This is a genomic window from Mesorhizobium sp. WSM4829 (assembly GCF_055811475.1).
Window position 1 is genome coordinate 21371 of sequence record NZ_JBVVQJ010000002.1, and the last position, 25014, is coordinate 46384.

20 protein-coding genes are annotated in these 25014 nt (G+C 62.2%); 8 read left to right on the plus strand and 12 right to left on the minus strand.

Features of this window, described 5'->3' with window-relative positions; translation table 11 throughout:
• Nucleotides 1-47: 47 nt before the first annotated feature.
• Complete coding sequence (locus AC0L17_RS02410; RefSeq protein WP_473514628.1) at nucleotides 48-758, plus strand: response regulator; 711 nt, start codon at nucleotides 48-50, stop codon at nucleotides 756-758.
• Between the two features lie 242 nt (nucleotides 759-1000).
• Here AC0L17_RS02410 and AC0L17_RS02415 read toward each other — a convergent pair whose 3' ends face one another.
• Nucleotides 1001-3238, minus strand: coding sequence for a YjiS-like domain-containing protein (locus AC0L17_RS02415; RefSeq protein ID WP_473514629.1), 2238 nt, complete (start codon nucleotides 3236-3238; stop codon nucleotides 1001-1003).
• Here AC0L17_RS02415 and AC0L17_RS02420 point away from each other — a divergent pair.
• Complete coding sequence (locus AC0L17_RS02420) at nucleotides 3204-3632, plus strand: dihydrofolate reductase (RefSeq protein WP_473514630.1); 429 nt, start codon at nucleotides 3204-3206, stop codon at nucleotides 3630-3632. The genes AC0L17_RS02415 and AC0L17_RS02420 overlap by 35 nt on opposite strands.
• Before the next feature lie 65 nt (nucleotides 3633-3697).
• Here the strand turns inward: AC0L17_RS02420 and AC0L17_RS02425 are convergent, their stop codons facing one another.
• Together AC0L17_RS02425 and AC0L17_RS02430 are read right to left on the minus strand one after the other, a co-directional pair.
• Nucleotides 3698-5149 carry a DUF6600 domain-containing protein gene (locus tag AC0L17_RS02425; RefSeq protein WP_473514631.1) on the minus strand — a complete coding sequence of 484 codons (1452 nt, stop codon included), beginning with the start codon at nucleotides 5147-5149 and terminating at the stop codon, nucleotides 3698-3700.
• A 371-nt stretch (nucleotides 5150-5520) separates the two neighbouring features.
• Entirely contained in the window at nucleotides 5521-5766 is a 246-nt protein-coding gene (locus tag AC0L17_RS02430) for a type II toxin-antitoxin system Phd/YefM family antitoxin (protein WP_473514632.1), read from the minus strand.
• A gap of 373 nt (nucleotides 5767-6139) precedes the next feature.
• Between AC0L17_RS02430 and rnk the strand changes: the two genes are divergently transcribed.
• The 4 genes from rnk (at nucleotide 6140) to AC0L17_RS02450 (ending at nucleotide 8545) form a co-directional block, all read left to right on the plus strand.
• Nucleotides 6140-6601 carry a nucleoside diphosphate kinase regulator gene (gene rnk, locus AC0L17_RS02435; RefSeq protein ID WP_473514633.1) on the plus strand — a complete coding sequence of 154 codons (462 nt, stop codon included), beginning with the start codon at nucleotides 6140-6142 and terminating at the stop codon, nucleotides 6599-6601.
• Between the two features lie 478 nt (nucleotides 6602-7079).
• Nucleotides 7080-7559 carry a VOC family protein gene (locus tag AC0L17_RS02440; protein ID WP_473514634.1) on the plus strand — a complete coding sequence of 160 codons (480 nt, stop codon included), beginning with the start codon at nucleotides 7080-7082 and terminating at the stop codon, nucleotides 7557-7559.
• Nucleotides 7560-7609: 50 nt separating this feature from the next.
• Nucleotides 7610-8053, plus strand: a complete 444-nt coding sequence (locus tag AC0L17_RS02445; protein ID WP_287191723.1) for an SRPBCC family protein — start codon at nucleotides 7610-7612, stop codon at nucleotides 8051-8053.
• Between the two features lie 45 nt (nucleotides 8054-8098).
• Nucleotides 8099-8545 carry an SRPBCC family protein gene (locus AC0L17_RS02450; protein ID WP_473514635.1) on the plus strand — a complete coding sequence of 149 codons (447 nt, stop codon included), beginning with the start codon at nucleotides 8099-8101 and terminating at the stop codon, nucleotides 8543-8545.
• Nucleotides 8546-8722: 177 nt separating this feature from the next.
• Here AC0L17_RS02450 and AC0L17_RS02455 read toward each other — a convergent pair whose 3' ends face one another.
• From AC0L17_RS02455 to AC0L17_RS02470, 4 genes are all read right to left on the minus strand, one after another.
• Complete coding sequence (locus tag AC0L17_RS02455) at nucleotides 8723-10342, minus strand: ABC transporter ATP-binding protein (protein WP_473514636.1); 1620 nt, start codon at nucleotides 10340-10342, stop codon at nucleotides 8723-8725.
• Between the two features lies 1 nt (nucleotide 10343).
• Nucleotides 10344-11465: an ABC transporter permease gene (locus AC0L17_RS02460; protein WP_023799732.1), complete on the minus strand. Its 1122-nt coding sequence runs from the start codon at nucleotides 11463-11465 to the stop codon at nucleotides 10344-10346.
• Nucleotides 11458-12381 (minus strand): ABC transporter permease subunit, encoded by a 924-nt coding sequence (locus tag AC0L17_RS02465; RefSeq protein WP_023799733.1) that lies wholly within the window; start codon nucleotides 12379-12381, stop codon nucleotides 11458-11460. The genes AC0L17_RS02460 and AC0L17_RS02465 overlap by 8 nt, the downstream gene beginning before the upstream one ends.
• 162 nt (nucleotides 12382-12543) lie before the next feature.
• Nucleotides 12544-14136: a peptide ABC transporter substrate-binding protein gene (locus AC0L17_RS02470; protein ID WP_473514637.1), complete on the minus strand. Its 1593-nt coding sequence runs from the start codon at nucleotides 14134-14136 to the stop codon at nucleotides 12544-12546.
• A gap of 370 nt (nucleotides 14137-14506) precedes the next feature.
• Between AC0L17_RS02470 and AC0L17_RS02475 the strand changes: the two genes are divergently transcribed.
• Both AC0L17_RS02475 and AC0L17_RS02480 read left to right on the plus strand, forming a co-directional pair.
• Nucleotides 14507-14986, plus strand: a complete 480-nt coding sequence (locus tag AC0L17_RS02475; RefSeq protein ID WP_473514638.1) for a TadE/TadG family type IV pilus assembly protein — start codon at nucleotides 14507-14509, stop codon at nucleotides 14984-14986.
• Entirely contained in the window at nucleotides 14987-16771 is a 1785-nt protein-coding gene (locus AC0L17_RS02480) for a pilus assembly protein TadG-related protein (protein ID WP_473514639.1), read from the plus strand.
• A gap of 10 nt (nucleotides 16772-16781) precedes the next feature.
• Here the strand turns inward: AC0L17_RS02480 and bglA are convergent, their stop codons facing one another.
• The 5 genes from bglA to glgC all read right to left on the minus strand — a co-directional run bounded on the left by bglA (nucleotide 16782) and on the right by glgC (nucleotide 24979).
• Nucleotides 16782-18407: a beta-galactosidase BglA gene (gene bglA / locus AC0L17_RS02485; protein ID WP_473514640.1), complete on the minus strand. Its 1626-nt coding sequence runs from the start codon at nucleotides 18405-18407 to the stop codon at nucleotides 16782-16784.
• Complete coding sequence (gene glgX, locus AC0L17_RS02490; protein WP_473514641.1) at nucleotides 18397-20409, minus strand: glycogen debranching protein GlgX; 2013 nt, start codon at nucleotides 20407-20409, stop codon at nucleotides 18397-18399. The genes bglA and glgX overlap by 11 nt, the downstream gene beginning before the upstream one ends.
• A 226-nt stretch (nucleotides 20410-20635) precedes the next feature.
• Nucleotides 20636-22264 (minus strand): alpha-D-glucose phosphate-specific phosphoglucomutase, encoded by a 1629-nt coding sequence (locus AC0L17_RS02495; protein ID WP_473514642.1) that lies wholly within the window; start codon nucleotides 22262-22264, stop codon nucleotides 20636-20638.
• A 3-nt stretch (nucleotides 22265-22267) separates the two neighbouring features.
• Nucleotides 22268-23710 (minus strand): glycogen synthase GlgA, encoded by a 1443-nt coding sequence (gene glgA, locus AC0L17_RS02500; RefSeq protein ID WP_473514643.1) that lies wholly within the window; start codon nucleotides 23708-23710, stop codon nucleotides 22268-22270.
• Nucleotides 23711-24979, minus strand: a complete 1269-nt coding sequence (gene glgC / locus AC0L17_RS02505) for a glucose-1-phosphate adenylyltransferase (protein ID WP_077381220.1) — start codon at nucleotides 24977-24979, stop codon at nucleotides 23711-23713. It abuts the gene before it with no gap.
• Nucleotides 24980-25014: the final 35 nt, after the last annotated feature.

The following is a 25014-nucleotide window of genomic DNA, read 5'->3' on the forward strand; positions in this document are numbered from 1 at the left end:
ACTTTAGAGCCAACTTATCCATTGGGCTGGTTGTTCGGTGGTCGATTTTGACGACGCACGCACACATAGTGGTCTGCGATGACGAACCGGATATCCGCGACACGGTGGCGGAATATCTGGAGCACCATGGCTATGCCGTGACGCCCGCCAACGCGGGGCCTGCCCTGCGTGAACTTATTGAGAGCCAGCACGTCGATGTGGTCATATTGGATATCCGAATGCCAGGTGAGGATGGCCTCTCCCTGGCGCGATATCTACGAGAGCACTCAGACGTTGCCATTATCATGCTGACCGGATCGGCGGAAATCGTCGACCGCGTTGTCGGATTGGAGATTGGCGCCGACGACTATGTCGCCAAGCCCGTGGACCTGCGGGAGCTGCTGGCGCGGGTCAAGGCGGTGCTGCGCAGGACATCGGCGAGCGAACGCGCTGCGGGGAAAGCGAGTACTCCGGGCCCTCACCAGGTCCAGTTCGGCAAGTGCCGCTTCGACCCGGACGCACACAAATTATACAACGCCGAGGGGGTCGAAATAGCGATCACCCCGATGGAGTTCCGGCTTCTGAAAGTATTCAGCGAACATCGCGGACGCGTACTCAACCGCGATCAACTGCTCGATCTCGCCCATGACCGCGGGTGGGATCCCTTCGATCGCAGCATCGACATTCGCGTTTCGCGCCTGCGGAAGAAAATCGAGGTCGATCCCTCCAAGCCGGAGGTGATCAGGACGATCCGCGGCATGGGTTACCTCTACGCTTGAGCGCGCCACTGGCTGGGTTGAACCAGCGCCTCGGCCCCTGCGGCTTATGCGGTTTGTGGCTCCAGGGGGTAGCCCTCTCAACCTCTGATCTTCGGGTGCGTTTCTACTATGACGTGTGGCACTGAAGCGCAGTTACCGGCCAAGCATGTCATTTTCAACCTGGGATTGCGTGTCGCAGCCGGGGTTGCGAGGCTGCGACACGTTTCCTGAGCCGACAACGACGCCGGCACCTTAAGAGCGGGTCAGAGCCGTTCGATGCCGAGAAAATCCGGCGCTCCCACCCAGGCGGCCTTGAAGCGCGCATCCATCTCTTCGGCGTCCGCTGTCCTGCCGGTCCTGCGGAAAACCTCGCGCAGGCCCCACAACGCCCAGGCGTTGTTTGGCGTCTGTTCCAGGACGTGCGCGAAGGCTGCCGCGGCCACCTCGTGCTCACCCATGGCCATGTAGACCGCGCCGAGGGTCTGTCGGACCGGATAATACCAGTAGGCCGGTTCCATATAGGCAAGGCCGTCCTCGATCGCGACCGCCGCCTCAAGCTTATCGCGCGCTTCCCGCAGGTTGCCCTGGTGCTGGGCAATGCGGGCCTCCACGATCAGCGCGCTCAATTCCAGCAAATCCGGCGCCGGAAGTCCTCCCGCCGTTTCCGTGGAAAAATCGGTCTCGGCAGCGAGCTTGCGGATTGCGGCGGTCTCGGCGCGCGCCGCCTCGCTCGCACCCTTTGCGGCGAAGGCGACGCCCCGCGCATATCGCCAGGTTGCCTTGACATAAGGCAAGGCGTTTGCCGGCAGCGGCAGCGCGAGTATGGCCTCGGGATCGCTATACTGGGCGTGGGCAAAATAGGTCGCCGCCTTGATCGGCTGCAGCCCGGCCACCTTGCTGGCCGTGGTATTGGAGACCAGCGATTCGAGCTTTTTGGCCGCCTCGGCGATTGCCTCGACGTCGCCCGCCATCTGTGCGGAGGTCATCAGGAAATGCAGGTTGTGCGGATAATAGCCGTCCGTGTAGACACCGGGCGTGCTCTCCGGCGCTATGCCGACGCGCTCGAAATAGGCCTCGTCCGCTGCCACCGCCTCGCGGTTGATCTCCAGGCTGTCGATCCACCGGCCGACCTGGTGATAGATGTGCGCTGGCATGTGCACGATGTGTCCGGCGCCGGGCATGAGGGCGGCAAGCCGGTCGGCATGAGCTTCGGCCCTTTCCGGCGTCGTGGATGCTTCGACGGCATGGATATAGAGATGGATCGCACCGGCATGATCCGGATTGCGCGCCAGCACCCGCTCCAACGAGGCCACAAGCTTGACCGTGTCCGGCTTTGGCGTTGCCCCGCCGTCAAGCCAGTAGTCCCACGGCATCAGGTTCATAAGCGCGTCAGCGTAGAGCGTGGCGATCTCGTCGTCCTGCGGGTGGCGGTCTGCCAGTTCCGCCATCGCCGCGGCATAGGCCTGGTTCAGGGCACCCTGATCGGCCGAAGTATCGGCGCTGTAGCGCTTGGAGAGCGCGGCGATAAGATCCTTTTCCCGGCTGGAGGCGAGGTGCGCTAGCTTGCGCGCCTGCGCGACGGCTTCGGCAGCATTCGCTGCCGCCTCCTGGCCCATGCCGGCGTTGATGTTGGGGCCGAGCACGTAGGCCTCGCCCCAGAAACACATGGCGCAGGTCGGGTCCAGCTTCTGCGCGACCCTGAAAGCGCGTTGCGCTTCGGCGTGGTTGAATGCCCGCGCCCAGCGCAGGCCCTGGTTGAAATAGGCCTGCGCCAGCGGGTTGGCGGTGGTGACAGGGTAGGAATGACTGCCGAGGTTTTCGACTAGCGGGACGCTTGTCGAATCCTCTGCAACCGCCGCCTTGGCCTGGCGGTGCGGAACGCCCGTTTCATGGGCATTCGCAGCGGGCGCCGCCAGAAGGGCGGCCGCGCTCGCACAGGCAAGTAGCGGGAGCCTAAATGAAAGCTTCATGGTTCGGCCCGCCTTGTCTTCTTGGCCGCGCTGCAAGCCGCGGACCACCAAGCCAATCTCGGACCGGCTGATCCCGATGTCCTTCAGGAGGGCATCGTCCATTGCCGCAAGGGTCCGTTCCGCCATGCGGTGAACCCGATAGTCCCGGAAAGAGCGGTAAGCTGCTCGCATTCTCGACATCGCAATACTCCAATGATTGGCGCCGCGGGATGCAGCGGTGCCATTGGATTTAAACCATCGCTGTTTCAGGGGTTTTTCCGCGCCGAACTCAAAGTGTTTCGTTTGTTTCAGTGCCGGGATGGACTTGTGAGAAGGAGTTCCATAGTCCGGCCGACGACATTCAAAACCACCTCCCCAACGAGGCGGTGGACCAGCCAGCCGCAGCGGAGTAAGGCTGCGCGTTCGAGGCTGTTTGGGTCTCATACAAAAAGCGCGTGGCGCAGCATGACGTGCAAGCGTTGCGAATGCGACCAGACCGGCTATCGGTGGAGTACGCATGAAGAAGACTGTCGTTAGAGTCGTCTGTGCCATCGGCCAAGCGGGGCAGCTCGGCCTCAACGGAGGCCTTCCCTGGGAAGGCAACCGGTCGCCGGAGTTCGTCGCCGACGTTGCACGATTTTTCGACCTCACCAGAGGACATGTCTTGCTCGCCGGTCCCAAGACGATCGCGAGCATTCCGGATTTTGCTCGCGCGGATCGGGAACTTGTCGTCGTTCGCTCCAGCATGGATCCCGAGGACACACTCCAGCGCTTCGTCGGCCGCGTCGTCTTCATCGGCGGGGGTCCACCAGTGTGGGACGCCTACGCGCGCTTCGTCAGCCATTGGGATATCACGCGGCTGCCCTATGACGGACCGGCGGACCGCTGGTTCGATGCAAGATGGCTTACGGCGGGTGGCGGGGTTGCCAAAAACCGCGACCAATGAAGGCTCGGCTCACAGCAGGCACCGCGGTGGAACGATTGCGGTGCCTGTAGTCTGTACCCACCCACCTAGCAGTTCGCCCCAGTCTGCGGATCGCACGCCTTGTTTTCTTGCTGCTGTGGTTTGGGCTCGGCCTGTTCCGGCTCGGCCTGCTGCTGTTCGGCGGGCTGCTCCTCGGACTTCGGCTTCTCAGGCTTGGCCGCCTGTTCGGGCTCGGCCTGCTGCTGCTCGGCGGCGGGCTGCTCCTCGGCCTTCTGCTTCTCAGGCTTGGCCGTCTTTTCCGGCTCGGCCTGCTGCTGCTCGGCGGCGGGCTGCTCCTCGGCCTTCTGCTTCTCAGGCTTGGCCCTCTTTTTCGGCTCGGCCTGCTCCTGCTCGGCGGCGGGCTGTTCCTCGGCCTTCGGCTTCTCGGGCTTGGCCTGCTCCTGCTCGGCGGCGGGCTGCTCCTCGGCCTTCGGCTTCTCGGGCTTGGCCTGCTCCTGCTCGGCAGCGGGCTTCTCCTCGGTCGTCGGCTTCTCAGGCTTGGCGGTCTCTTCCGGCTTGACCTCTTCATCCGGCGCCTGTTCGGGCTCGGCCTGCTCCTGCTCGGCAGCGGGCTTCTCCTCGGTCGTCGGCTTCTCAGGCTTGGCGGTCTCTTCCGGCGTAGCCTCTTCGTCGGTCGCCGGCGCCTGTTCGGTCGTTGTTGCGCCTTCGGTCGGCTTCGACTTCCGGGCTGCCTGAACCTGCTTCACCTCCTCAATGTCTTTGAGCTCAGCTGGTTTGGCCTCGGGATCGGCTTTCACTTCAGCTTCAAAGACCGTGACCGTATTGTTTTCCACTTTGCCGGCCTGCTCGGGCGTCTCGGTCTCGCTGACCTCGACGACGGTCACCTGCTGGTTCGTCTCCTTCTCGATCACATCAACATCAATGACTTTGTTGATCACAACCTCGTTCTGGATCGTCACCTCACCGGCCGGCTCGGCCGCCTCGACAATGCGCACAAACTCCGGCTCATCACGGATAACGACGACGGAAATGTCGTCAGCAAGGAATTCGCGGGTGGGAACCACGACCCAGTAAAAATCCGGCGTGGTGTCGACGGTCACCTCGATTGAAATCAGATCGGGATCGCGGCGCGGCGGCAGCGGAGCCCAGATGACGTGCTCCCTTTCGCGCCGCCAGCTCACCCATGCCGGCGCCCAACGAGTGCCGGGAACCCAGTACCAGCCGATGTCGTCGGCATAGCCCCAGCGGCCGTAATGGTAGGTCGCCCAGCCGAACGGCTCGTCGGACACCCAGAGCCAGCCATGCTGCTCGGTATAGACCCAATGCCCAATTGTATACGGACGCCAGTCGTCAGCTACATCAACCGGCACGAAAACGGTCGCTCCCCGGTACGAAACCCAATCACCGTGGGCAGACAGTTCATCGTAGAATGTGCTGATCGAAATGGAAACGTCGGTGGCAGCCCTCGCCTCGGACACAAGCGACGATTGCGCCACCGGGGGCGCCATCGGGTTGGGTATCTCGACGATCGTGAACAAGCCGGCGGTTACGCCGCCCAGCATCAGCCGTACAGCGTTTTGGGCAAGGACGCGTTTCATCGCAGTTTCCTCCGAAACAGATCGCCCTTCATCCTGAAAACTCGCCGGCTGTCGAATTGTTCCGGCTTGGCACCACCACGATGGTACCGGGAACAACATCAGAGTTGCTTCATGAGGTCGGCGAACCAGATCACGACCGCCGTGCGCAGCGGCGTCCCGACGCAAAAATCGCACATCGACTGTAAAGCCTGCCCCGGCCCAGCCCGGCGATCGGCAGCGAACGTGGCGTCAGTGGCGAATCGCAAGACTTGCAGCGCTGTTGTCGGGCTCGCCCGCCGCCCAGAGCAGAAGATGGCTATAGAGCAGAACTTTCACGCGTCGCCGCCAAACAGCTTCTCGATTTCCTCACCGGCCATGCGATCAAAATCGTCCGGAACGGAAAACTGCTCGGCCATAAACCCGACGCGACGCGTTTCGCCGGCCGCAGGAGCGTCAATGGCGATGACCTTCACCATCGGCTTTCCGGATTTGGCGATGATGAAGGACTCGCCCTTGGCTGCCCTGTCGACAAGGCGGGACAGATGCGTCTTGGCCTCGTGGATGTTGACGATGCGCATTACGAACTCCGTGCCTTAGTCCACGAAACTTAGTCTACCCGAACTTAGGGCATCTGCCGAAGAGGGCTGAAGGCCGCGCCTTGCTGCAGGGTCGTCTTGACTTCCCCGATCTCGGCACCAACTACGATTACATGAACGCCACAAAAAAGATCCGTCGCGATTTTCTTTTCCGGGTTTGCCCCATCGCGGGATCGTAACCCCCGGCTCGGCTGCCAGTGCGCCCCGGGCCGCGGGGCAAGAATACTAAAAATCGACATTGAACGTATGCAGGCCAGCACCGGGTCTGGGGCATTGGCTTTGAGCAATATCTGTCTCGAACTGGCCGGTTCACCATGAGGCAGCCCGCTCCAACAGAGAATACGAGTATTCGAAAATGCAAGATAACATAAAGGCTCGGCGCAAACCGACCATCCGCATCTCGAAATCCGACCATGCGCGTTTATCGGCGCTTGCCAGCGCCGTGGCCGCACGAAATCCGCAGGCTTCCGATGAACTGCTCGGCGAACTCGAGCGAGCGCGCATCGTTTCCGATGGTTTGATCTCCGCGGGCGCCGTCCAGATGGGTTCGACGGTGACGTTCAAGCCCGATACCGGTGACGCGAAAACGGTTACGCTGGTCTTTCCTGGCGATGCGGACATCTCCGAAGGCAAGGTTTCAATCCTTACGCCGATCGGCACGGCCCTGATCGGCCTCTCGGCCGGACAGTCGATCATGTGGACCGCGCGAGATGGGCGCCGGCACGAATTGTCGGTGCTTGCCGTGAACCGGCCTGCTCGGGAAGGCGATGCAGCCGATCAGCGTGCACCAGCACCTTCGACGATGGCGGGCGACTAAAGCGCGTCGCGTTTGACCGGCTCATGCGGCGCGCTTTAGGTTGTTGTTTGTTTCCGCGAAAACTGCGGGCATCAACGCGCCGAGGACCTCAATCGCCTTCTTCACGAACGCCTCGTGATATGGACAACCGGCGCTGAAGCAAACGGCCCGGCCCTACGCCGACCCGCTCTTACCAGCCGGCGGTTGGAGGGATCGACTCGGGTTAGGTGGGCCTTGCCGCGTGGCAAAAAAATAACAGGTTGGCTGTCGGGAGGCGCACCACTTGTTCGTCCTTTGGACCGGAAGCAACGAGACCAGGTGAAAAAACCGTGAGAGAGCTTAGATCATCGGACACATCTGCGGACGATGTGATCAAGGCCGACCTTATGATGGTGTTCATCGGTCCCGTTCTGGCTGGCGGGGCGCCCAAGGGCCGGTTCGACTGAGATCTGGCAGTCGCGGCGCGAACAAATACCCCCAAGAACCGAGGAGATTAGATATGACGAAACTCGTGACCTGCCTGTGGTTCGACCACGGCGAAGCACGCAAGGCGGCAGAGTTCTATGCCGCCACCTTTCCCGACAGCCATGTGGATCGGCTGAATGCGGCCGCGTCGGACTATCCCGGCGGCAAGGAAGGCAACGAACTGACGGTCGAGTTCACAGTGCTCGGCCAGTCATTTCTAGGCCTGAACGGCGGCCCGACTTTCAAGGCCAACGAATCCGTCAGCCTCATGTTGCTGACCGAAGATCAGGAAGAGACCGACCGCTACTGGAACGCGATCGTTGGAAACGGCGGCAGCGAGAGCGCCTGCGGATGGTGCAAGGACCGGTGGGGCTTCTCCTGGCAGATCACGCCGAAGCGGCTGATGGAACTGACGACCAGCCCCGACCGCGCCAGGGCCAAGCGCGCGATGGAGGCGATGATGACGATGAAGAAAATCGATATTGCGGCAGTGGAAGCCGCAGCAGCCGACTAACCCGATCCACGGCAACGACGCCCTGGTGAACGCAACGCATGGAGATGATCATGCCCAACACCGTTAAACTGCACCGGGTTCTCGCCACGAAGCCCGAAAAGGTCTACCGCGCATTTCTGGAACCTGACGCGGTCGCGAGTTGGCTGCCGCCCTTCGGTTTCACCTGTACGGTGCATGAGCTTGAGGCGAAAGAAGGCGGCAAGCACAGAATGTCGTTTCGAAACTTCACGACCGGGCAAAGCCATTCCTTCGGCGGCACCTATCTGAAACTCGTCCCCGGCGAGACGCTCGTCTACAGCGACGTGTTCGATGATCCGAACCTTCCGGGCGAGATGAAAGTGACCGTCACGCTGACGGCCGTTTCAGTCGGAACGGAGATGACGGTGGTTCAGGAGAACGTGCCCGATCTGATCCCGGTCGAGGCATGTTATCTCGGTTGGCAAGAGTCGCTACGCAAGCTTGCTCACCTCGTCGAGCCCGAAATCACGCAATAAACCGTCTGCGTGATCTCATCCGGCTGCGAGAACAAGGAAACCAAAATGACCAACCAGCAGATCACCATTGCCACCACGATCGCCGCGCCGAGCGAACGCGTCTGGGAGGCCTACACGACGCCCGGCGATATCACACAGTGGAACTTCGCTTCCGACGACTGGTGCTGCCCAAGCGCGGAAGCCGACCTAAAGGTGGGCGGCGGCTACAAGGCGCGCATGGAAGCCAAGGACGGCAGCTTCGGCTTCGATTTCGAGGCGGTGTACGAAGAGGTCGAGCCGTACAAGGCGATCGCATTCGCCATGAGCGACGGGCGCAAGGCGCGTACGACCTTCGAAGCTGTAGGCAACGGTACGAAGGTGACGACCATATTCGATGCCGAGACGCAGAACTCCATCGAGATGCAGCGTGACGGCTGGCAGGCGATCCTGGACAACTTCGGGCGTTATGTTGAATCCAGCGCAGGACATGAGCAAGTTCAAGGAGGTCGCTGAACTCCGCCGGAAGCAGTTTTTCAAGCCTTGTCGGCGGAGACGATCGTCGAGATGATAGCGCTCTAAACGCCCGAGGCGATGATCGAGATCGAAGCCATAGCAGCCCTGGCTGCAGACGACGGTCTATTCGCCTCGGGACCTTTCAATCACTATCCGCTGCAGTCCTGACCGGTCGCGCTATGCACTCAAGCGAAACCGTGTGACGTCGATGGCCGCGGCCATCAGTGTCTGCGTGTAGGATGCCTGCGGATCGCTGAAGATCGCCTCGGTCGGCCCTTCCTCGACGATCTTGCCCTGCTTCATGACGATGATGTAGTCGGCCATGGCACGCACGACGGCGAGATCGTGGCTGATGAACAGGTAGGACAGTTCATGGTCGGCCTGCAGCTTGCGCAGCAATTCGACGATCTGCTTCTGGACGGACCGATCGAGCGCCGACGTCGGCTCGTCGAGGACGACCACCTTGGGTTTGAGGATCATCGCCCGCGCGATGGCGATGCGTTGGCGCTGGCCGCCGGAGAATTCGTGCGGGTAGCGATTGCGCGCATTCGGGTCGAGCCCGACCTCACGCAAGGCCTCGACGGCGCGGAGGTCGCGTTGCCTGCCCGACAGGGTCGGCTCATGCACCAGAAGCCCTTCGGTGATGACCTGGCCGACGGTCATGCGCGGCGACAGCGAACCGAACGGGTCCTGAAAGACCAGCTGCAATTCGCGCCGCAGCGGCCGCATGGCCTGGCGGTCGGCGGCAGAAATATCGCGATCGCCAAAGCGGATGAGCCCATCGCTTGGCAGGAGCCGCAGCAGGGCTCGGCCGAGCGTCGATTTTCCTGAACCGGATTCGCCGACGATGCCGATGGTCTGGTTGCGTTTCAGCCGTATCGAAATGTGGTCGACCGCGCGCAGGATCAGCGGCTCTCCGGCGAGAAACCCGCCGCCGATCTTGAAGGTCACTTCGACATTCCTGCCTTCGAGCAGGACGGGCGCATCTGGCGGTGGCGGCGCCTTGGTTCCGGTCGGCTCGGCGGCCAACAGCATCTTGGTATAGGCATGCTGCGGATTGACGAAGATCGCTTCCGCCTCGCCCTCCTCGACGACTTCGCCGTAGCGCATGACATAGACCCGGTCGGCAAAGCGCCGGACAATGCCGAGATCGTGGGTGATGAAGACGATCGCCATGCCAAGCTTGCGCTGCAGTTCGGCGAGCAGCATGAGGATCTGCGCCTGGATGGTCACGTCGAGCGCGGTCGTCGGTTCGTCTGCGATCAGTATGTCGGGATCGTTGGCCAGCGCCATGGCGATCATGACCCGCTGTCGCTGGCCACCCGACAATTCGTGCGGATAGGATTTCATCCGCCGCTCGGGATCGGGAATATGAACCAGCCGCAAGAGCTTGAGCGCCTCTTCGCGTGCTTGCGCCGCGCCAAGCCCACGATGCCGGCGGATCGGTTCGATCAGCTGGTTGCCGATCGAATAGAGCGGATCGAGCGAGGTCATCGGCTCCTGGAAGATCATGCTGATCTTGCGGCCGCGGACTTGGTTGAGCTCGGACTTGTGCAGGGCCAAAAGGTTGCGGCCGCGATAGTCGACGACGCCCGTCGCCTCGCCGTTCGAGGCCAGCAGGCTCATCGCCGCCATCATCGTCTGGCTTTTGCCGGAACCGGATTCGCCGACCACGGCAACGGTTTCGCCTGCATTGACGTGGATGTTGATGCCCTTGACCGCCTCGACCACGCCGTCAAGCGTGCGGAAGCGGACGCGAAGGTCCTTGACGCTGAGGATGGTTTCGGAAGCGATCATCTCAACGGTCCCTCGGGTCGAGCGCGTCGCGCAGGCCGTCGCCGACGAAATTCAGCGCGAACAGCGTCGAGACAAGGAAAAATGCTGGGAACAAAAGCAGCCAGTTGGCGGTGCCGATGTTCTTGGCGCCGGTCGAGATCAGCACGCCCCAGCTGGTCATCGGCTCCTGCACGCCGAGCCCGAGGAACGACAGAAAACTCTCCAGGATGATGACCTGCGGCACCAGCAGCGTCATATAGATGACCACTGGGCCAAGCAGGTTGGGAATGACGTGGCGAATCAGAATGCCGCGCTGGCCTATGCCCATCGCCTCCGCCGCCTGGACATATTCCTGCCGCCGGATCGACAGCGCCTGTCCGCGCACGATGCGCGCCATGTCGAGCCACAGCACGGCGCCGACCGCCAGGAACATCAGCACGAAGTTCCGGCCGAAGAACACCACCAGCATAATGACGAAGAAAATGAACGGCAGCGAATAGAGCACATCGACAATGCGCATCATCACCTCGTCTATCCTGCCGCCGGCAAGGCCGGACGCAGCGCCGTAGAGCACGCCGATGACGCCCGCAACGACCCCGGCGAGCAGGCCGATGGCCAGCGAGATGCGCCCGGCCATCAGCGTCCGCGACAGGAGATCGCGGCCAGTATTGTCGGTGCCGAACAGGAAATACTGCTGCCTGATTGAAGCGCTCATCACCGCTTCAAGGCCGTCAGCCGATTTGCTCTCTATCTTGGTGTTGTCGAAGGCATCGGAACGGTCGAGGTAGCGGACATTGCGATCGTCGATCGGCTTGCGCGATGTGACGGTGACGAAGATGCGATTGTCTTCCTGCCGCCACTGCTTGATGTCGACCCGCATGCGCTTGATCGCCTCGTTGAGCGCGGTTTCTATCTTGTCGGGCTTCGGATAGGCCGACAAGCTCGGCGGCATGCGCACATAGTCGGCGTAGATGGTGGTGTATCGATGCGGCACCAAAGAGGGTCCGAACACGCTGAGGATCGCGATGAAGGCAAGATAATACAGGCTGAACATGGCGGCGCGGTTGGCCTTGAGGCGCGCCCAGGCATCGCCCCACAGGGAACGGCCGACGATGGCCGGAGCGGTGGCTGCGATGTCAGTCATAGCGCACCCTCGGATCGACGAAGGCATACATGACGTCGACGATCAGGTTGAAGACGATGGTGAACAGCGCGATGACCACCACGGTGCCCATGACCAGCGTGTAGTCACGGTTGAGCGCGGCCTCGACGAAATAGCGGCCGATGCCGGGAATGGAAAAGATCGTCTCGACGATGATCGAGCCGGTGAGCAGTGCCGCCGCCGCCGGGCCGGTGAAGGAGACAATCGGCAATATGGCACCGCGCAGCGCATGCTTGACGACCACCGACCAGTCCGACAGGCCGAGCGCACGTGCGGTGCGAATGTGGTGCGAGCGCAACGATTCGATCATCGAGCCGCGCATCAGGCGGGCGACGATGGCGATCTGCGGCAAGGCGAGGGTCAGCACAGGGCCGATCTTGTTGAGCAGGGCGCCATCGCCCCAGCCGCCGATCGGCAGCAGTTTCCAGGTCAGACCGAACAGAAGCTGGATAACCGGCGCGATGACGAATGTCGGAATGGTGCTGCCGGCGGTCGCCAGAGCGATCACCGAATAGTCGGCAAGCTTGTTCTGGTTGAGCGCGGCAATGGTGCCGAGGAGGCCGCCGAGCAGCAGCGCCAGGATCAGGGCCGAGGCGCCGATCTGGATCGAAACGGGCAGGCCCCTGGCAAACAATTCGCCGACAGTGAAATCCGGCATGTTGTAGCTCGGACCGAAATTGCCGCGCAGCAGATTGCCGAGATAGTGGACATATTGCAGCCAGAGCGGGTCGTTGAGACCGAACTGCGCTTCGAGATTGGCCTTGATCTCGGGGCTCAGGCCCCGCTCCTGATTGAACGGGCCGCCAGGCGCGACGCGTATCAGGAAGAACGCCATGGTCACGATGACCAACAGCGTCGGAATGGCGGTCAGAAGCCGCCGGAATACGTAACGCAACATCGGTTCCCCGCTTTGCTAGCAAACCGGGACCGCCGCCCCTAACGCATGACCCGAGCCGAAGGTCCGGAGAGGATCACGTGCAAAATCAAGGCGTTACAGCGCCCTGTGCGCGCCCCAAAGGACGCGCGGCGCTGTAAAGGAGCGGCAGTCCGGCCAAGGAGATCAGTCCTTGGAGATGAAGCGGGACGGATGCACATCCATGACGTTGTCCTCGAAGCCATGAACCTTCGGAGAAACGATATCCTTGTAACTATAGTAGAGAAGCGGGATGTTGCCGACGTCATCGACGAGGATGCGCTCGGCCTCGGCGAGTTCTTTCATCCGCTCTTCGGGCTTGCCGCCGGCGGCGGCCGCCTCGTCCATGGCCTTCTCGAATTCCGGGCTGTTGTAGCTCGAATAGTTGTTGCCGCTTGCCTTGCGGGAGATGCCGAGGAAGGTTTCCGGATCCTTGTAATCCGCAATCCAGCCGGCACGCGCCACGTCGTAGTCGCCCTTCTGCTCAAGGAAGGAGTAGTGGGTCTTGGTGTCGGTGTTGAGCAGCGTGATTTCGACGCCGAGCGGCTTCAACTGCTCCTGGATGGCGACTGCAGTGTTCTTGTGGTTTTCCGACGTGTTGTAGCGGATTTCCATCTTCAGCGGTTTCTCGGGCGTATAGCCAAGCTTCTCGAGTACCTTCTTGGCCTCATCCTCGCGGTCGATCTGCGACATGTCCGCGTATTTGGCCATTGCCGGCGTATAGCCCTCAATGCCCGGAGGCACCATCGAATAGCCGGGCAGCATTGAGTTCTGCCAGACCTTTTCGGCAAGGAAATCGCGGTCGACTGCCATGGAGATGGCATTGCGCAGTTCGACGTTGTCCCACGGAGCCTTATCGGTCTTGATCGAAAAATAGTAGGTGCCGAGGTAAGGTCCAACGCGAATCTGATCGCCAAACTTGGCCTTGAGATCGGCGAGCTGCTCGGTCGGGAGGTCGTCGTAGCTGTCGAGTTCGCCGGCCTCGAAGCGTTTTATCGCCGACGAACGATCTTCGGTCGGGATGTAGTTGACGACGTCGAGCTTGACGCTCGCAGCATCCCAGAATTTCGGATTCTTGACCAGTTTGATGTGGTCGTTGGGAACCCACTCCGCCAGGGTAAAGGGGCCGTTGGAGACCAGATTGCCCGGCTTGATCCAATCGGCGCCGAGCTTGTCAATGGACGCCTTGCTGACCGGATAAGTCGCCTGGTGGGTCAGCATTTCAAGGAAATAGGGCGTGGGCGCCTTCAGCGCCACTTCCAGAGTATTTGCGTCGATTGCCTTGACGCCCATCTCCTCCGGCTTCGCCTTCTTGGTGTTCACCTCCTCGGCGTTCTTCACGGGATAGAGCATCGAAGCATATTCGGCGCCGGTGGCCGGATCTTCCAGCCGATGAAACGCGTAGACGAAGTCATCTGCCGTGACCGGGCTACCATCCGACCAGACACCGTCCTTGCGCAGCTTGAAGGTGTAGACGGTGCCGTCGTCCGATACAGTCCAGCTTTCGGCGGCGCCCGGAATGACGTTCGCCTTCTGGTCTTGCATGACCAGCCCCTGGAACAGGTCACGCAATACAGCGGCTTCGTATATTGTCGAGGTCTTGTGCGGGTCGAGCGACTCCGATTCGGCGGCGGTGCCGCGGTTGTAGACGACCTCGGCGAAGGCTGGCGTGTAGAACGTGCCGGCGGCCAAAGCCATGGTTGTGGCGAACACCGTCGCCTTCAGCATGTTTTTCAGCATGAAGTTCTCCCTGTCGAGGCGGCCGTTCAGCTGCGCCTCTTGAGTGTTGACGCCCCGAAGCCGATTAGCTGGCCTCTTTGAGCGCGCCGCCGGTTCCCTTTCCGGCGGCTGGTGGGCAAACAGTAACGTGGTGATTTTTTATTTCAACAGACTCGTGAGGTCACCCTAAGTAAGGCGCAGCGACAGCCACTGCGCGATCGGCAGAACAGCGGTCGATCCTATGGGCTCGGCTCCGTTTCCCCACTTCAACCACTCGTTTTCGGTAAGAATCAGTCGTCGATTCCACTTTGTCGAAATGTCTTAAGCCGCCTTTAAGCAACCACGGGTTACATCTTGCGCGGGCTTTGGTATGTCCCGATGGGCGATGGACATGAACAGCATAGAAACTAAGACAATTTCTGGACCGAGGCGTAAAATCCGCCAGTTAAGAAGCAAATTGTGCCAGTTTAGAGAGCGATCCGGAACTTCCGCGATTGAGTTCGCCATGCTTTCGCCGATTTTCATCTTGTTACTACTCGGAATGGTTGCATATGGCATCTATTTTGGCGCCAGTCACTCCGTGCAGCAGATCGCAGCGGACGCCGCACGCACGGCGATTGCCGGGCTGAACGAAGATGAGCGCCAGGCGCTGGTGACCAGTTTCGTCACCACCAATGCCGCGGGATATCCATTCGTCGATTCCGACAAGCTGACCTACCAGGCCAAGGACAGCACGGCCGACGGAAACCAATTCGTCGTGTCCATCCAATATGATGCCCGCAACCTGCCGGTCTGGAATCTCTTCCCGGCACTGCCCATGCCTGGCACCACGATCTCACGCCAGTCGACAATCCGGGTTGGAGGCATCTGAATGTCGCAAACTTTGGCGGGCAGGATCGGCCGGGGCGCCCGCTCGATGCTTGGCGACCAGACGGCGAACTTCGCCGTCATGACGGCGCTGTGCGCACCGTTCGCGCTGGCGCTGGCCGCCTTCGCCATCGATGAAGGCTCGATCTATGTGGAGCGCCGGGAGGCTCAGTCGCTGGTCGATCTGGCGGCAATCACCGCCGCCTCCAACATCAACAACATTGACGCCGCGGTGGTGACCACGCTCGGCGACAACGGAATGCCGGGTATCGTTGTTCAGAAGGCAGGGCAGACGATCACCCCTGCCCTCGGAAAGACTGTCGTGTCGGTCACCCCCGGCCGATATTCAGCAGAGTCGTCGCTCGGCGTCGACAAGCGCTTCGAGGCCGGCAAAACGCCCTACAACGCCGTCCATGTCACGCTGAAAAAGGTTCCTGCCCGCTATTTCGCGAGTTCGCTTATCCCTACGCCGGTGATCGGCACCCAAGCCGTGGCCAGCATAGCGCCGCAGGCGATGTTCTCGGTCGGGTCCAGGCTTCTCAGCGTCAATGGCGGCATCCTCAACGCTCTTCTCAGCAAGTTCCTGGGCGGCAACATCGCGCTCAGCGTCATGGACTACAACGCTCTGATCGCTGCCGACGTGAACCTGCTTTCGTTCATCGATGCCCTTGCCGTTGAGATGCAGCTGACAGGTGTCAGCTATTCGGAGGCGCTGGCTTCCAAAGCGACGGTCGGCGAGATAGCGACCGCCATGGCTAATGTTTCACCCGTTGGCAGCACCAGCAAGCTGGCTTTGCAGACAATCGCGTCAAGGACCACCAACACGGTCAAGATACCGCTCAATCATCTTGTCGATCTTGGATCAATGGGCCAGTTGGGCCTCGGGCAAAAGTCACCCGGCTTTTCGGTCGACGCCAGCGCCATGGGCATGCTGACCACCGCTGCTGCACTGGCCAACGGCTCGAAGCAGGTCGAGCTCAATCTCGGAGCCGCCATTCCGGGGCTTGCCTCCACCACGCTTGCGATTGCAATCGGCGAACCTGCACAATTCTCGCCATGGCTGACAATCGGCGAGAAGGGTGCTGTGGTGCGTACGGCGCAGACGCGGATCAAGCTGGTGGCGTCCGTCGGCGGCAGCAATGCGACTCTCGGTGGCGGCATCAGCCTGCTGGCCGTCAAACTACCGTTGCATGTCGAGGTGGCCTCTGCCGAAGCCAAGCTGACCGACATCAGCTGCCCGACGGGGCACCCCGACAGTTTGAAAGTTACCATTGCCGCACGTCCGGGCCTTGCCTCGCTGCACCTTGGCGCCAGCGATGCCGATAACAGCCCCTCCGCCTTCGCCGATTTCAGCAACCCACAGTCGTTTCAAAATGCCGAAATCGCGCAGGTCAGCGTGAAGCTTCTGTTTCTCACCCTCAATCTGATCGGCGTGAATGGTTCTGCAGCCGTTGAGATCGCCAACAACGATCCGACGATCTTGACCTTCAACAGCACCGACATCGCAAGCAAGACGATAAAGAACGCCTCGACGAAGAACCTGACGCAATCTCTCACCACGTCGCTGGTCAACAATTTGTCGCTTTCGGTCAGTGCGCTGGGCCTCGGGCTTGATGTAACCGCCTTGCTCGGAACCGTGAAGCCGGCAGTGGTGGCGCTGCTGAACGGCGTGACGGCGCCGGTCGACGAATTGGTTTACAACGTGCTTGGGGCGCTGGGCGTGCGCGTCGGCGAGGCCGATGTCCGGGTCATGGGCGCGACTTGCGGGCGCTCTGTGCTTGTTCAGTGAGCTGGAGAGATCAGCCGGCTCGTCCGAGAAAGCAGCCCAACGGCGGCAGCGACAGAATCTTTTCCTGCAAGGCGGCACCAGCGCCAAGGTCGATCGTCTCCGCGACATCGATACCCTGCGGCAACGGCCAGTTGGCCGGCTCCTCGGCGAAGTTGAAAACGCACAGCAGCTTCTCGCCGCCGCCTTCGCGCATGAAGGCAAGCACATCGTGCTCGGCATCGAGAAAGCGGATCGAACCTTGTACCAGCGCCGCATGCCGCCTGCGCAACGCCAGCATCGCCCGATAGCTGGCCAGAACTGACTTTTCCTCGCCGTTCTGGATATCGACCGCGCGGGCGCGATGGCTTTCCGGGATTGGAAGCCACGGCCTGCCGATTGAAAAGCCGGCATTGTTGGCGCCCTTCTCCCACACCATCGGCGTGCGGCAGCCATCCCTGCCCTTGAACCCCGGCCAGAAGCGGATGCCGTAAGGATCGCGCAGATCCTCGAACGCCAATTCCGCCTCCTCCAGCCCGAGTTCCTCACCCTGATAGAGGCAGATCGATCCACGCAGGCATGACAGCAGCGCGATGGAGAACTTCGCCGTCCTTTCCGGGTCGCCACCGGGCCTTGTCCATCGCGTCACATGGCGAACGACATCGTGGTTGGAAAACGCCCAGCAGACCCAGCCGTCGGAGACAGCACTCTCGAACGCTTCGACGCAGCCACGCACATGCGCCGCCGAGAATTGCGGACCGAGCAGGTCGAATGTGTAGCACATGTCGAGCTTGTCGCCGCCGCTGGTGTAGGCGGCGAGCGTCTGCAACGAACGGGCTTCGTCGCCGACCTCGCCGACAGCGACGCGGCCCTCATATTCGTCGAGCAGCGCCCGAAACCGCTTGAGGAAAGCCAGGTTTTCGGGCTGCGTCTTGTCAAACAAATGCTCCTGATAGAGGTACGGATTGGTTTCGGTGTTGGTGCCGGCGACGCTTGACGCCAGGGGCGGGTTGCTGCGCAGCCAGCGGTCATGGACATAGTAGTTGACGGTATCGAGGCGAAACCCGTCGACGCCGCGCTCCAGCCAAAACCGCACCGTTTCCAGCAGGGCGTCCTGAACCTCCGGATTGCGGAAATTGAGGTCCGGCTGCGAGGCGAGAAAATTGTGCATGTAATACTGCCTGCGGGTCGCGTCCCACTCCCAGGCGGGGCCGCCGAAGACCGACAGCCAGTTGTTGGGCGCGGTGCCGTCGGGCCTCGGATCGGCCCAGACATACCAGTCCGCCCTGGGGTTATCGCGGCTCGTACGGCTTTCGACGAACCATTCGTGCCGGTCGGACGAATGCGACAGGACCTGGTCGATAATGACTTTCAGGCCGAGACGGTGCGCCTCGGCGACCACCGCATCGAAATCCTCTGCTGTGCCGAACATCGGATCGACGGCTGTATAGTCGGATACGTCGTAGCCCATATCGGCCATCGGCGACTTGAAGAACGGTGATAGCCAGACGGCGTCAGCGCCAAGCGATGCGACATGCGCCAGCCTCGATGTGATACCACGCAGATCGCCACTGCCGTCCCCCGTCGTGTCCTGAAAGGAGCGCGGGTAGATCTGGCAGATGACGCAGCCGCGCCACCACTCGGCGTGGTCACTTGCCACTCGGGTTCTCCTTTATCTGAGCCTGCGCGGCTTCGTGTTCGATCATGAAAATCACCGTTCGCCCCGGCACCGGCCGTGAAATTCCGGCTGCGCCGTCCGACGCTTCGATGGCTGGCTGCCAGCGAAATCCGTCGCGCTCCGGCAGCGTGAACATACACGCCCGGCGATCGCCATTGATGACAACGGCAAGGCGGCGATCATCGCTGCCGAGCATCATGACCAGGCGGTACCGCCCCGGATCGTACCAGCCTGCCTCGTCGAGCGGCGTGCCGGTTTCAGTGAGCCAGACCGCGTCCGGTTGTTCTGATCCGGGCGGCGGCTCTCCAGTCAGGAAGCGCGTGTCGGAAAGCGCCGGCACGCAACGACGCATCGCGGCGAGCAAAACGGCGTATTGTTCCAGCGCCTGGTCGCGCCCGGCCCAGTCGAGCCAGGTGATCTCGTTGTCCTGCGCATAGGCGTTGTTGTTGCCCTTCTGGGTGCGGCCGAATTCGTCGCCGGCGGTCAGCATGATCGTGCCGCGTGAGGCAAACAGCGTGGCCAGCAGCGCACACCGGTCATCGAAACGGGCCGTAACGATCGCCCGGTCGCCGGTCTCGCCCTCGACGCCATTGTTCCAGGATAGGTTGTCGTCGTGGCCATCGCGGTTCTGCTCGCCATTGGCCTCATTGTGCTTGTGCTCGTAGGCAACGATGTCGGCCAGCGTCATGCCGTCATGCGCGGCAATGAAATTGACGCTGCGGCTCGTCTGCTGGCTTGGCTTGGCAAACACGTCGGATGAGCCGGCAACCCGGGTCGCCAGCGCGCCGACCATGCCGCTATGGCCGCGCCAGAACCGGCGGATGTCGTCGCGATATCTGTCGTTCCATTCGAGGAAGGGCGGCGGAAAATTGCCAAGCTGATAGCCGTCCGGGCCGATATCCCATGGCTCGGCGATAAGCACCCGGTCGCCAAGGAGCGGATCATCCCGAATAGCCATGAGCAGTGGCGCAGCGGCGTCGAACGCGCCATCGACCCGCCCCAGAATGGGCGCCAGATCGAAGCGGAAACCATCGACGCCGGCATGGCGGACAAAGTGACGAAGCGTGTCGAGGACCATTTCCCTGACGACCGGATGACCGCAAGCGACGGTGTTGCCGGTGCCGGTGTCGTTGATCAAGCTGCCGTCCGGCCGATGCCGGTAGTAGGCGCGGCTGTCGAGGCCGCGCAGCGACAGCGTCGGCCCAAGCCTGTCGCTTTCGCCGGTGTGGTTGAAGACAAGATCGAGGATGACGCCGATGCCGGCCCCACGCAGCGTGGCAACCGTCTGCCGCAATTCCGCGAGACCGCCAGGCGCCAGACGCGGATCGAGCGCCATGAAGGTCACGGGATTGTAGCCCCAGGCATTGCGCAGCCCGAGCGGCGGCAAATGCCGCTCGTCGATCGATGCCGCCACCGGCATCAGTTCGACCGCCCCGACCCCGAGCTTTTTCAGGTGCTCGACGATAGCCGGGTGGGCAAGGGCTGCAACCGTCCCGCGCTGGTGCTTCGGGATGTCCGGATGCAGCATGGTGAAGGCGCGCACCGGCACTTCATAGATCAGGCCACCGGGCTGGAACAGCGGCGGCAAGACGGGCACCGGCCGCGGCAGGGTGGCGGTAATCGCCTTCGGCAGCAGCGGCGCAGTGTCCGTGCCCTCGCCCCGGCGCGCGGCGAGCCTGACGTCATAGACATAAGACCTGTCGATTTCGACGGCATAGGGGTCGACCAGCAGCTTGTCGGGATCGAACCAAAGCCCGTTCTCGGGCGTATAATCGCCATCGGCGCGAAATCCGTATCGGGTGCCGGCGGCGAGGCCGGCGACGAAAAGCGCGTGAACGCCCTCGCCTTCCGGCTGGAGTTCGAGCCGGTCGATCTCCCCCTCTCCCTGCTCATCGAAGATCGAGACCCAGAGCCGGCTGGCCGCGGACGACCATGCGGCAAAGCGGATGCCGCCGCGGGTGACGGTGGCACCGAGTGAGTTCATACGGCGACCCCTTCTCCCCTTGTGGGAGAAGGTGGATTGGCGCGCAGCGCCGAGACGGATGAGGGGTGCTGGAAGAAACGAGGCATGGGCGATTTGAGCAAAGGTGTGCGCCAAGCTGGAACACCCCTCATCCGACCGAGCTTCGCTCGGCCATCTTCTCCCACAAGGGGAGAAGGGGGAGCCTCGCAACGCAGGCCGAACTCAGACGGCCAGCTGTCAACCAAACTCACGTAATCACGCTCGGCTCGGCGCGGCCGGTATGGCTGCGTATCCCGGCAATATCATCGGCTGCCGCAATCAGGTCGGCAAGCGCCTCCTGCGTGTCGAGATCGTGCCTGGACTTGTCCGGCTCGTAGCGCTCGATATAGACGCGCAGCGTCGCCCCCGAGGTACCGGTGCCGGAGAGACGGAAGACGACGCGCGATCCGCCTTCGAACAGCACCCTGATGCCCTGGTTCCTGGCTATCGAGCCGTCGACCGGGTCGTGATAGGCGAAATCGTCGGCGCTGGCGATCTTCATGCCGCGCACGCTGGTGCCGGGCAAGGAAGCGAGCCTGGCCCGCAATTCGTCGACCAGCGCATTGGCGCGGTCGGTCTCGACCTCCTCGTAGTCATGGCGTGAGTAGTAATTGCGGCCATAGGCGGCCCAGTGCTCGGTGACGATCTGCTTGGCGCTTTCACCCCGGGCAGCGAGGATATTGAGCCACAAAAGAACGGCCCACAGCCCGTCCTTTTCGCGGACGTGGTTGGAGCCGGTTCCGGCACTTTCCTCGCCGCAGATCGTCGCCATGTCAGCATCGAGCAGATTGCCAAAGAATTTCCAGCCGGTCGGCGTTTCATAGATGCCGATGCCGAGCTTTTCGGCGACGCGGTCGGCTGCACCGCTGGTCGGCATCGAGCGGGCGATGCCTTTCAGGCCGGCCTTGTAGCCCGGCGCCAGATGAGCATTGGCGGCGAGCATAGCCACCGAATCCGACGGGGTGATGAAAATGCCCTTCCCGATGATCAGGTTGCGGTCGCCGTCGCCGTCGGAAGCGGCGCCGAAATCCGGCGCATCCGGTCCCATCATCTCGTCATAGAGGTGCTTTGCGTGGACCAGGTTCGGGTCTGGGTGGTGGCCGCCGAAATCCGGCAGGGGAACGAAGTTGCGGGCGGTGCCTTTCGGCGCGCCGAGCCGGTTCTCCAGGATCTCCTTGGCATAGGGACCGGTCACGGCATGCATGGCGTCGAAGCGCATGCGGAAGCCTGACTTGAACAGCCCACGCAACGCATCGAAATCGAACAGATTTTCCATCAGCTCGGCATAGTCGGCGACCGGGTCGATCACCTCGACGGTCATGCCGCCCGCCTCGACAGTACCGATCGTGTCGAGGTCGACCGTACCGATATCGGCGATCTTGAAGCTCGAAATCACCTTGGTCTTGGCGAAGATGGCGTCGGTCAGCTTTTCCGCTGCCGGGCCGCCATTGCCGGCATTGTATTTGATGCCGAAATCCTCGTGCGGGCCGCCCGGATTGTGGCTGGCCGACAGGATGATGCCGCCGAAGGTGTTGTATTTGCGAATGATGTTGGAAGCGGCCGGCGTCGACAGGATGCCGCCCTGCCCGACCATCACCTTGCCGAAACCGTTTGCCGCGGCCATGGCGATGGCCTTCTGGATGACCTCGCGGTTGTAAAAGCGGCCGTCGCCGCCGATCACCAGCGCCTTGCCCTCGAACCCGTCCAGCGCATCAAAAATCGACTGGATGAAGTTCTCGGCATAGTGCTCCTGCTGGAACACCGGCACTTTCTTGCGCAGCCCGGATGTGCCGGGCTTCTGGTCGAGATAAGGTTTGGTGGCGACGGTGCGTATCATGCGTCAAGCCCTTTTCGAAAGCAGCAAGCGATAGAGTTCGAGGTATTTTTCTGCGCTTTTATCCCACGAGACATCGGCCTTCATGCCTTGCCGCTGCATCGACGTCCAGATCGCAGGGTTGGCGTGCGCCGCGACCAGCCGGCGGATGGCGTGCAGCAAGGAGCCGGCATCGGCGGGTGCGAACTGGAAGCCGGTCGCCACACCTGCCGAAATCGCCGCTTCATTGGCGTCGATGATCGTGTCGGCAAGACCGCCGGTGCGGGCGACGACCGGCACGCAGCCATAGCGCAGGCCGTAAAGCTGCGTCAGTCCGCAAGGCTCGAAGCGCGACGGGATGATGATTGCGTCACAGCCGCCCTGCATAGTGTGGGAAAGCGCCTCGTCATAACCGACGACGACGCCGATGCGACCGCGATGGCGGGCGGCGGCGGCCAGCAGCGCGCCTTCGAGGCCGGCGTCGCCGGACCCCAGGATCGCCAGGCGGGCACCCCTCGCAACAATCCCGTCGACGACCGTTGCCAGTATGTCCATTCCCTTCTGCCAGGTGAGCCGGCTGATCACGCAGACGATCGGACTGTCGTCGCGGTCAAAGTTGAAACGATCCTCGACGGCGGTCCGGTTGGGGTGCCGCGCCTTCAATGTCCTGGCCGTGTAGCTGGAGACCAGATGCTTGTCGGTTTCAGGGTTCCATATCGCGGTGTCGATGCCGTTGACGATGCCATAGAGATCGACGGACCGCATGTTGATGAGGCCATCGAGCCCCATGCCGAATTCCGGCGAGCGGATCTCCTGCGCATAGGTCGGGCTGACTGTGGTGATGGCCCAGGCGGCCTGCAGGCCAGCCTTGAGGAAACCGACGCCGCCATAGTATTCGACGCCGTCGAGCGCCATGGCCGCCGCCGGCAGGCCGAGTTCGCCAAAGATGCCGGCGCCGAACTGGCCCTGGAAAGCGAGATTGTGGACGGTGATCATCGACGGCGTGCCGACCGCCTTGCCGTAGCGCATATACGCAAGCGTCATCGCCGATTGCCAGTCATGGGCATGGACGATGTCGGGCTGGTAGCCCGAGACGGCGCCGCCGGCGATGTCGCCGCCAACCTGGCTCAGGGCCGCGAAACGCCGCCAATTGTCCGGCCAGTCGGCGCCGGTGGCATTGCCATAGGGGCCGCCGGGGCGATCGAACAGATGCGGCGCGTCGAGCACGAACAGGTCGAGCCCGGCGATCTGGACGGCATGGACCGACGCCTTGCCGCCTTGCAGCAGCGGATAGTGGTGAACGGGTTTTTTCTTCTTGAAGGCATCGATGATCTGGGGATAGCCGGGGACAAGCGTGCGCATCGTCACGCCCTTGCCGGCGAGCGCGACCGGTAATGCGCCGGTCACGTCGGCAAGCCCGCCAGTCTTGATCAGAGGGAATATTTCGGGCGTGACCGACAGGACCTGCATTCACGACAGTCCCAGTTTGTCGATCATGGCCTGCGTGACGAGGCAGATGCCCTTTTCGGAAACGCGGAAGCGCTTGGCGTCGAGGACGGGATCCTCGCCGACCACGAGCCCTTCGGGAATCCTGACGCCATGATCGATCACCACGCGCTTCAATCTCGCGCTGCGGCCGACCTGGCAGTCGGGCAGCATGACGACGTCCTCAAGCGTCGAATAGGAGTTGATGCGCGCGCCGGTGAAGATCAGGCTTCGCTTCAGCGACGCGCCTGAGACGATGCAATCGCCCGAGACCAGCGAGGATACCGCCGAGCCACGGCGACCATCCTCGTCATGCACGAACTTTGCCGGCGGCTTCAGCTCGGCATAGGTCCAGATCGGCCAGTCGCGGTCGTAGAGGTCGAGCTCCGGCGTGATGTCGGTGAGGTCGATATTGGCTTCCCAATAGGCGTCGACGGTCCCGACATCGCGCCAGTAGGCTTCGTTCTCGGCGGTCGAGCGCACGCAGGATTTGGCGAAGCGATGGGCGATCGCCTTGCCGTGCTCGACGACATAGGGGATGATGTCCTTGCCGAAGTCACGGCTTGAGCCCGGTTCGGCCGCGTCGCGGCGCAGCTGCTCCATCAGGAACTTGGTCTTGAACACGTAGATGCCCATCGAGGCCAGGGCAAAATCCGGCTTGTCGGGAATGCCGGGCGGATCGGCGGGCTTCTCGATGAAGGAGATGATGGTGTCCTTCTTGTCGACATGCATGACGCCGAAGCCGGTCGCCTCCATGCGCGGCACTTCGAGGCAGCCGACGGTGACGTCGGCGCCGGCGTCGACATGCTGGCGAAGCATCAGCTCATAGTCCATCTTGTAGACGTGATCGCCGGCCAGGATGACCATGTATTCGGGCCCGTAGGCCTCGATGATGTCGATGTTCTGGTAGACGGCATCGGCCGTGCCCTCATACCATTGCGTTTCCGATACGCGCTGACTGGCCGGCAGGATGTCGAAGCTCTCGTTGCGCTCGGGCCGCAGGAAGTTCCAGCCGCGCTGCAGGTGGCGGATCAGCGAGTGCGCCTTGTATTGGGTGGCCACGCCGAGGCGGCGAATACCGGAATTGAGCGCATTGGAGAGCGCAAAATCGATGATGCGCGTCTTGCCGCCGAAATAGACCGCCGGTTTGGCGCGCCGGTCGGTCAATTCCTTGAGGCGGCTGCCACGGCCGCCGGCCAGCACATAGGCCATGGCATCGCGCGCCAGCGGCTGGGTCCGTTTTATCTCTGCCATTCTTATCCTCCCAAGTTACGCGCTGCGAGACATCG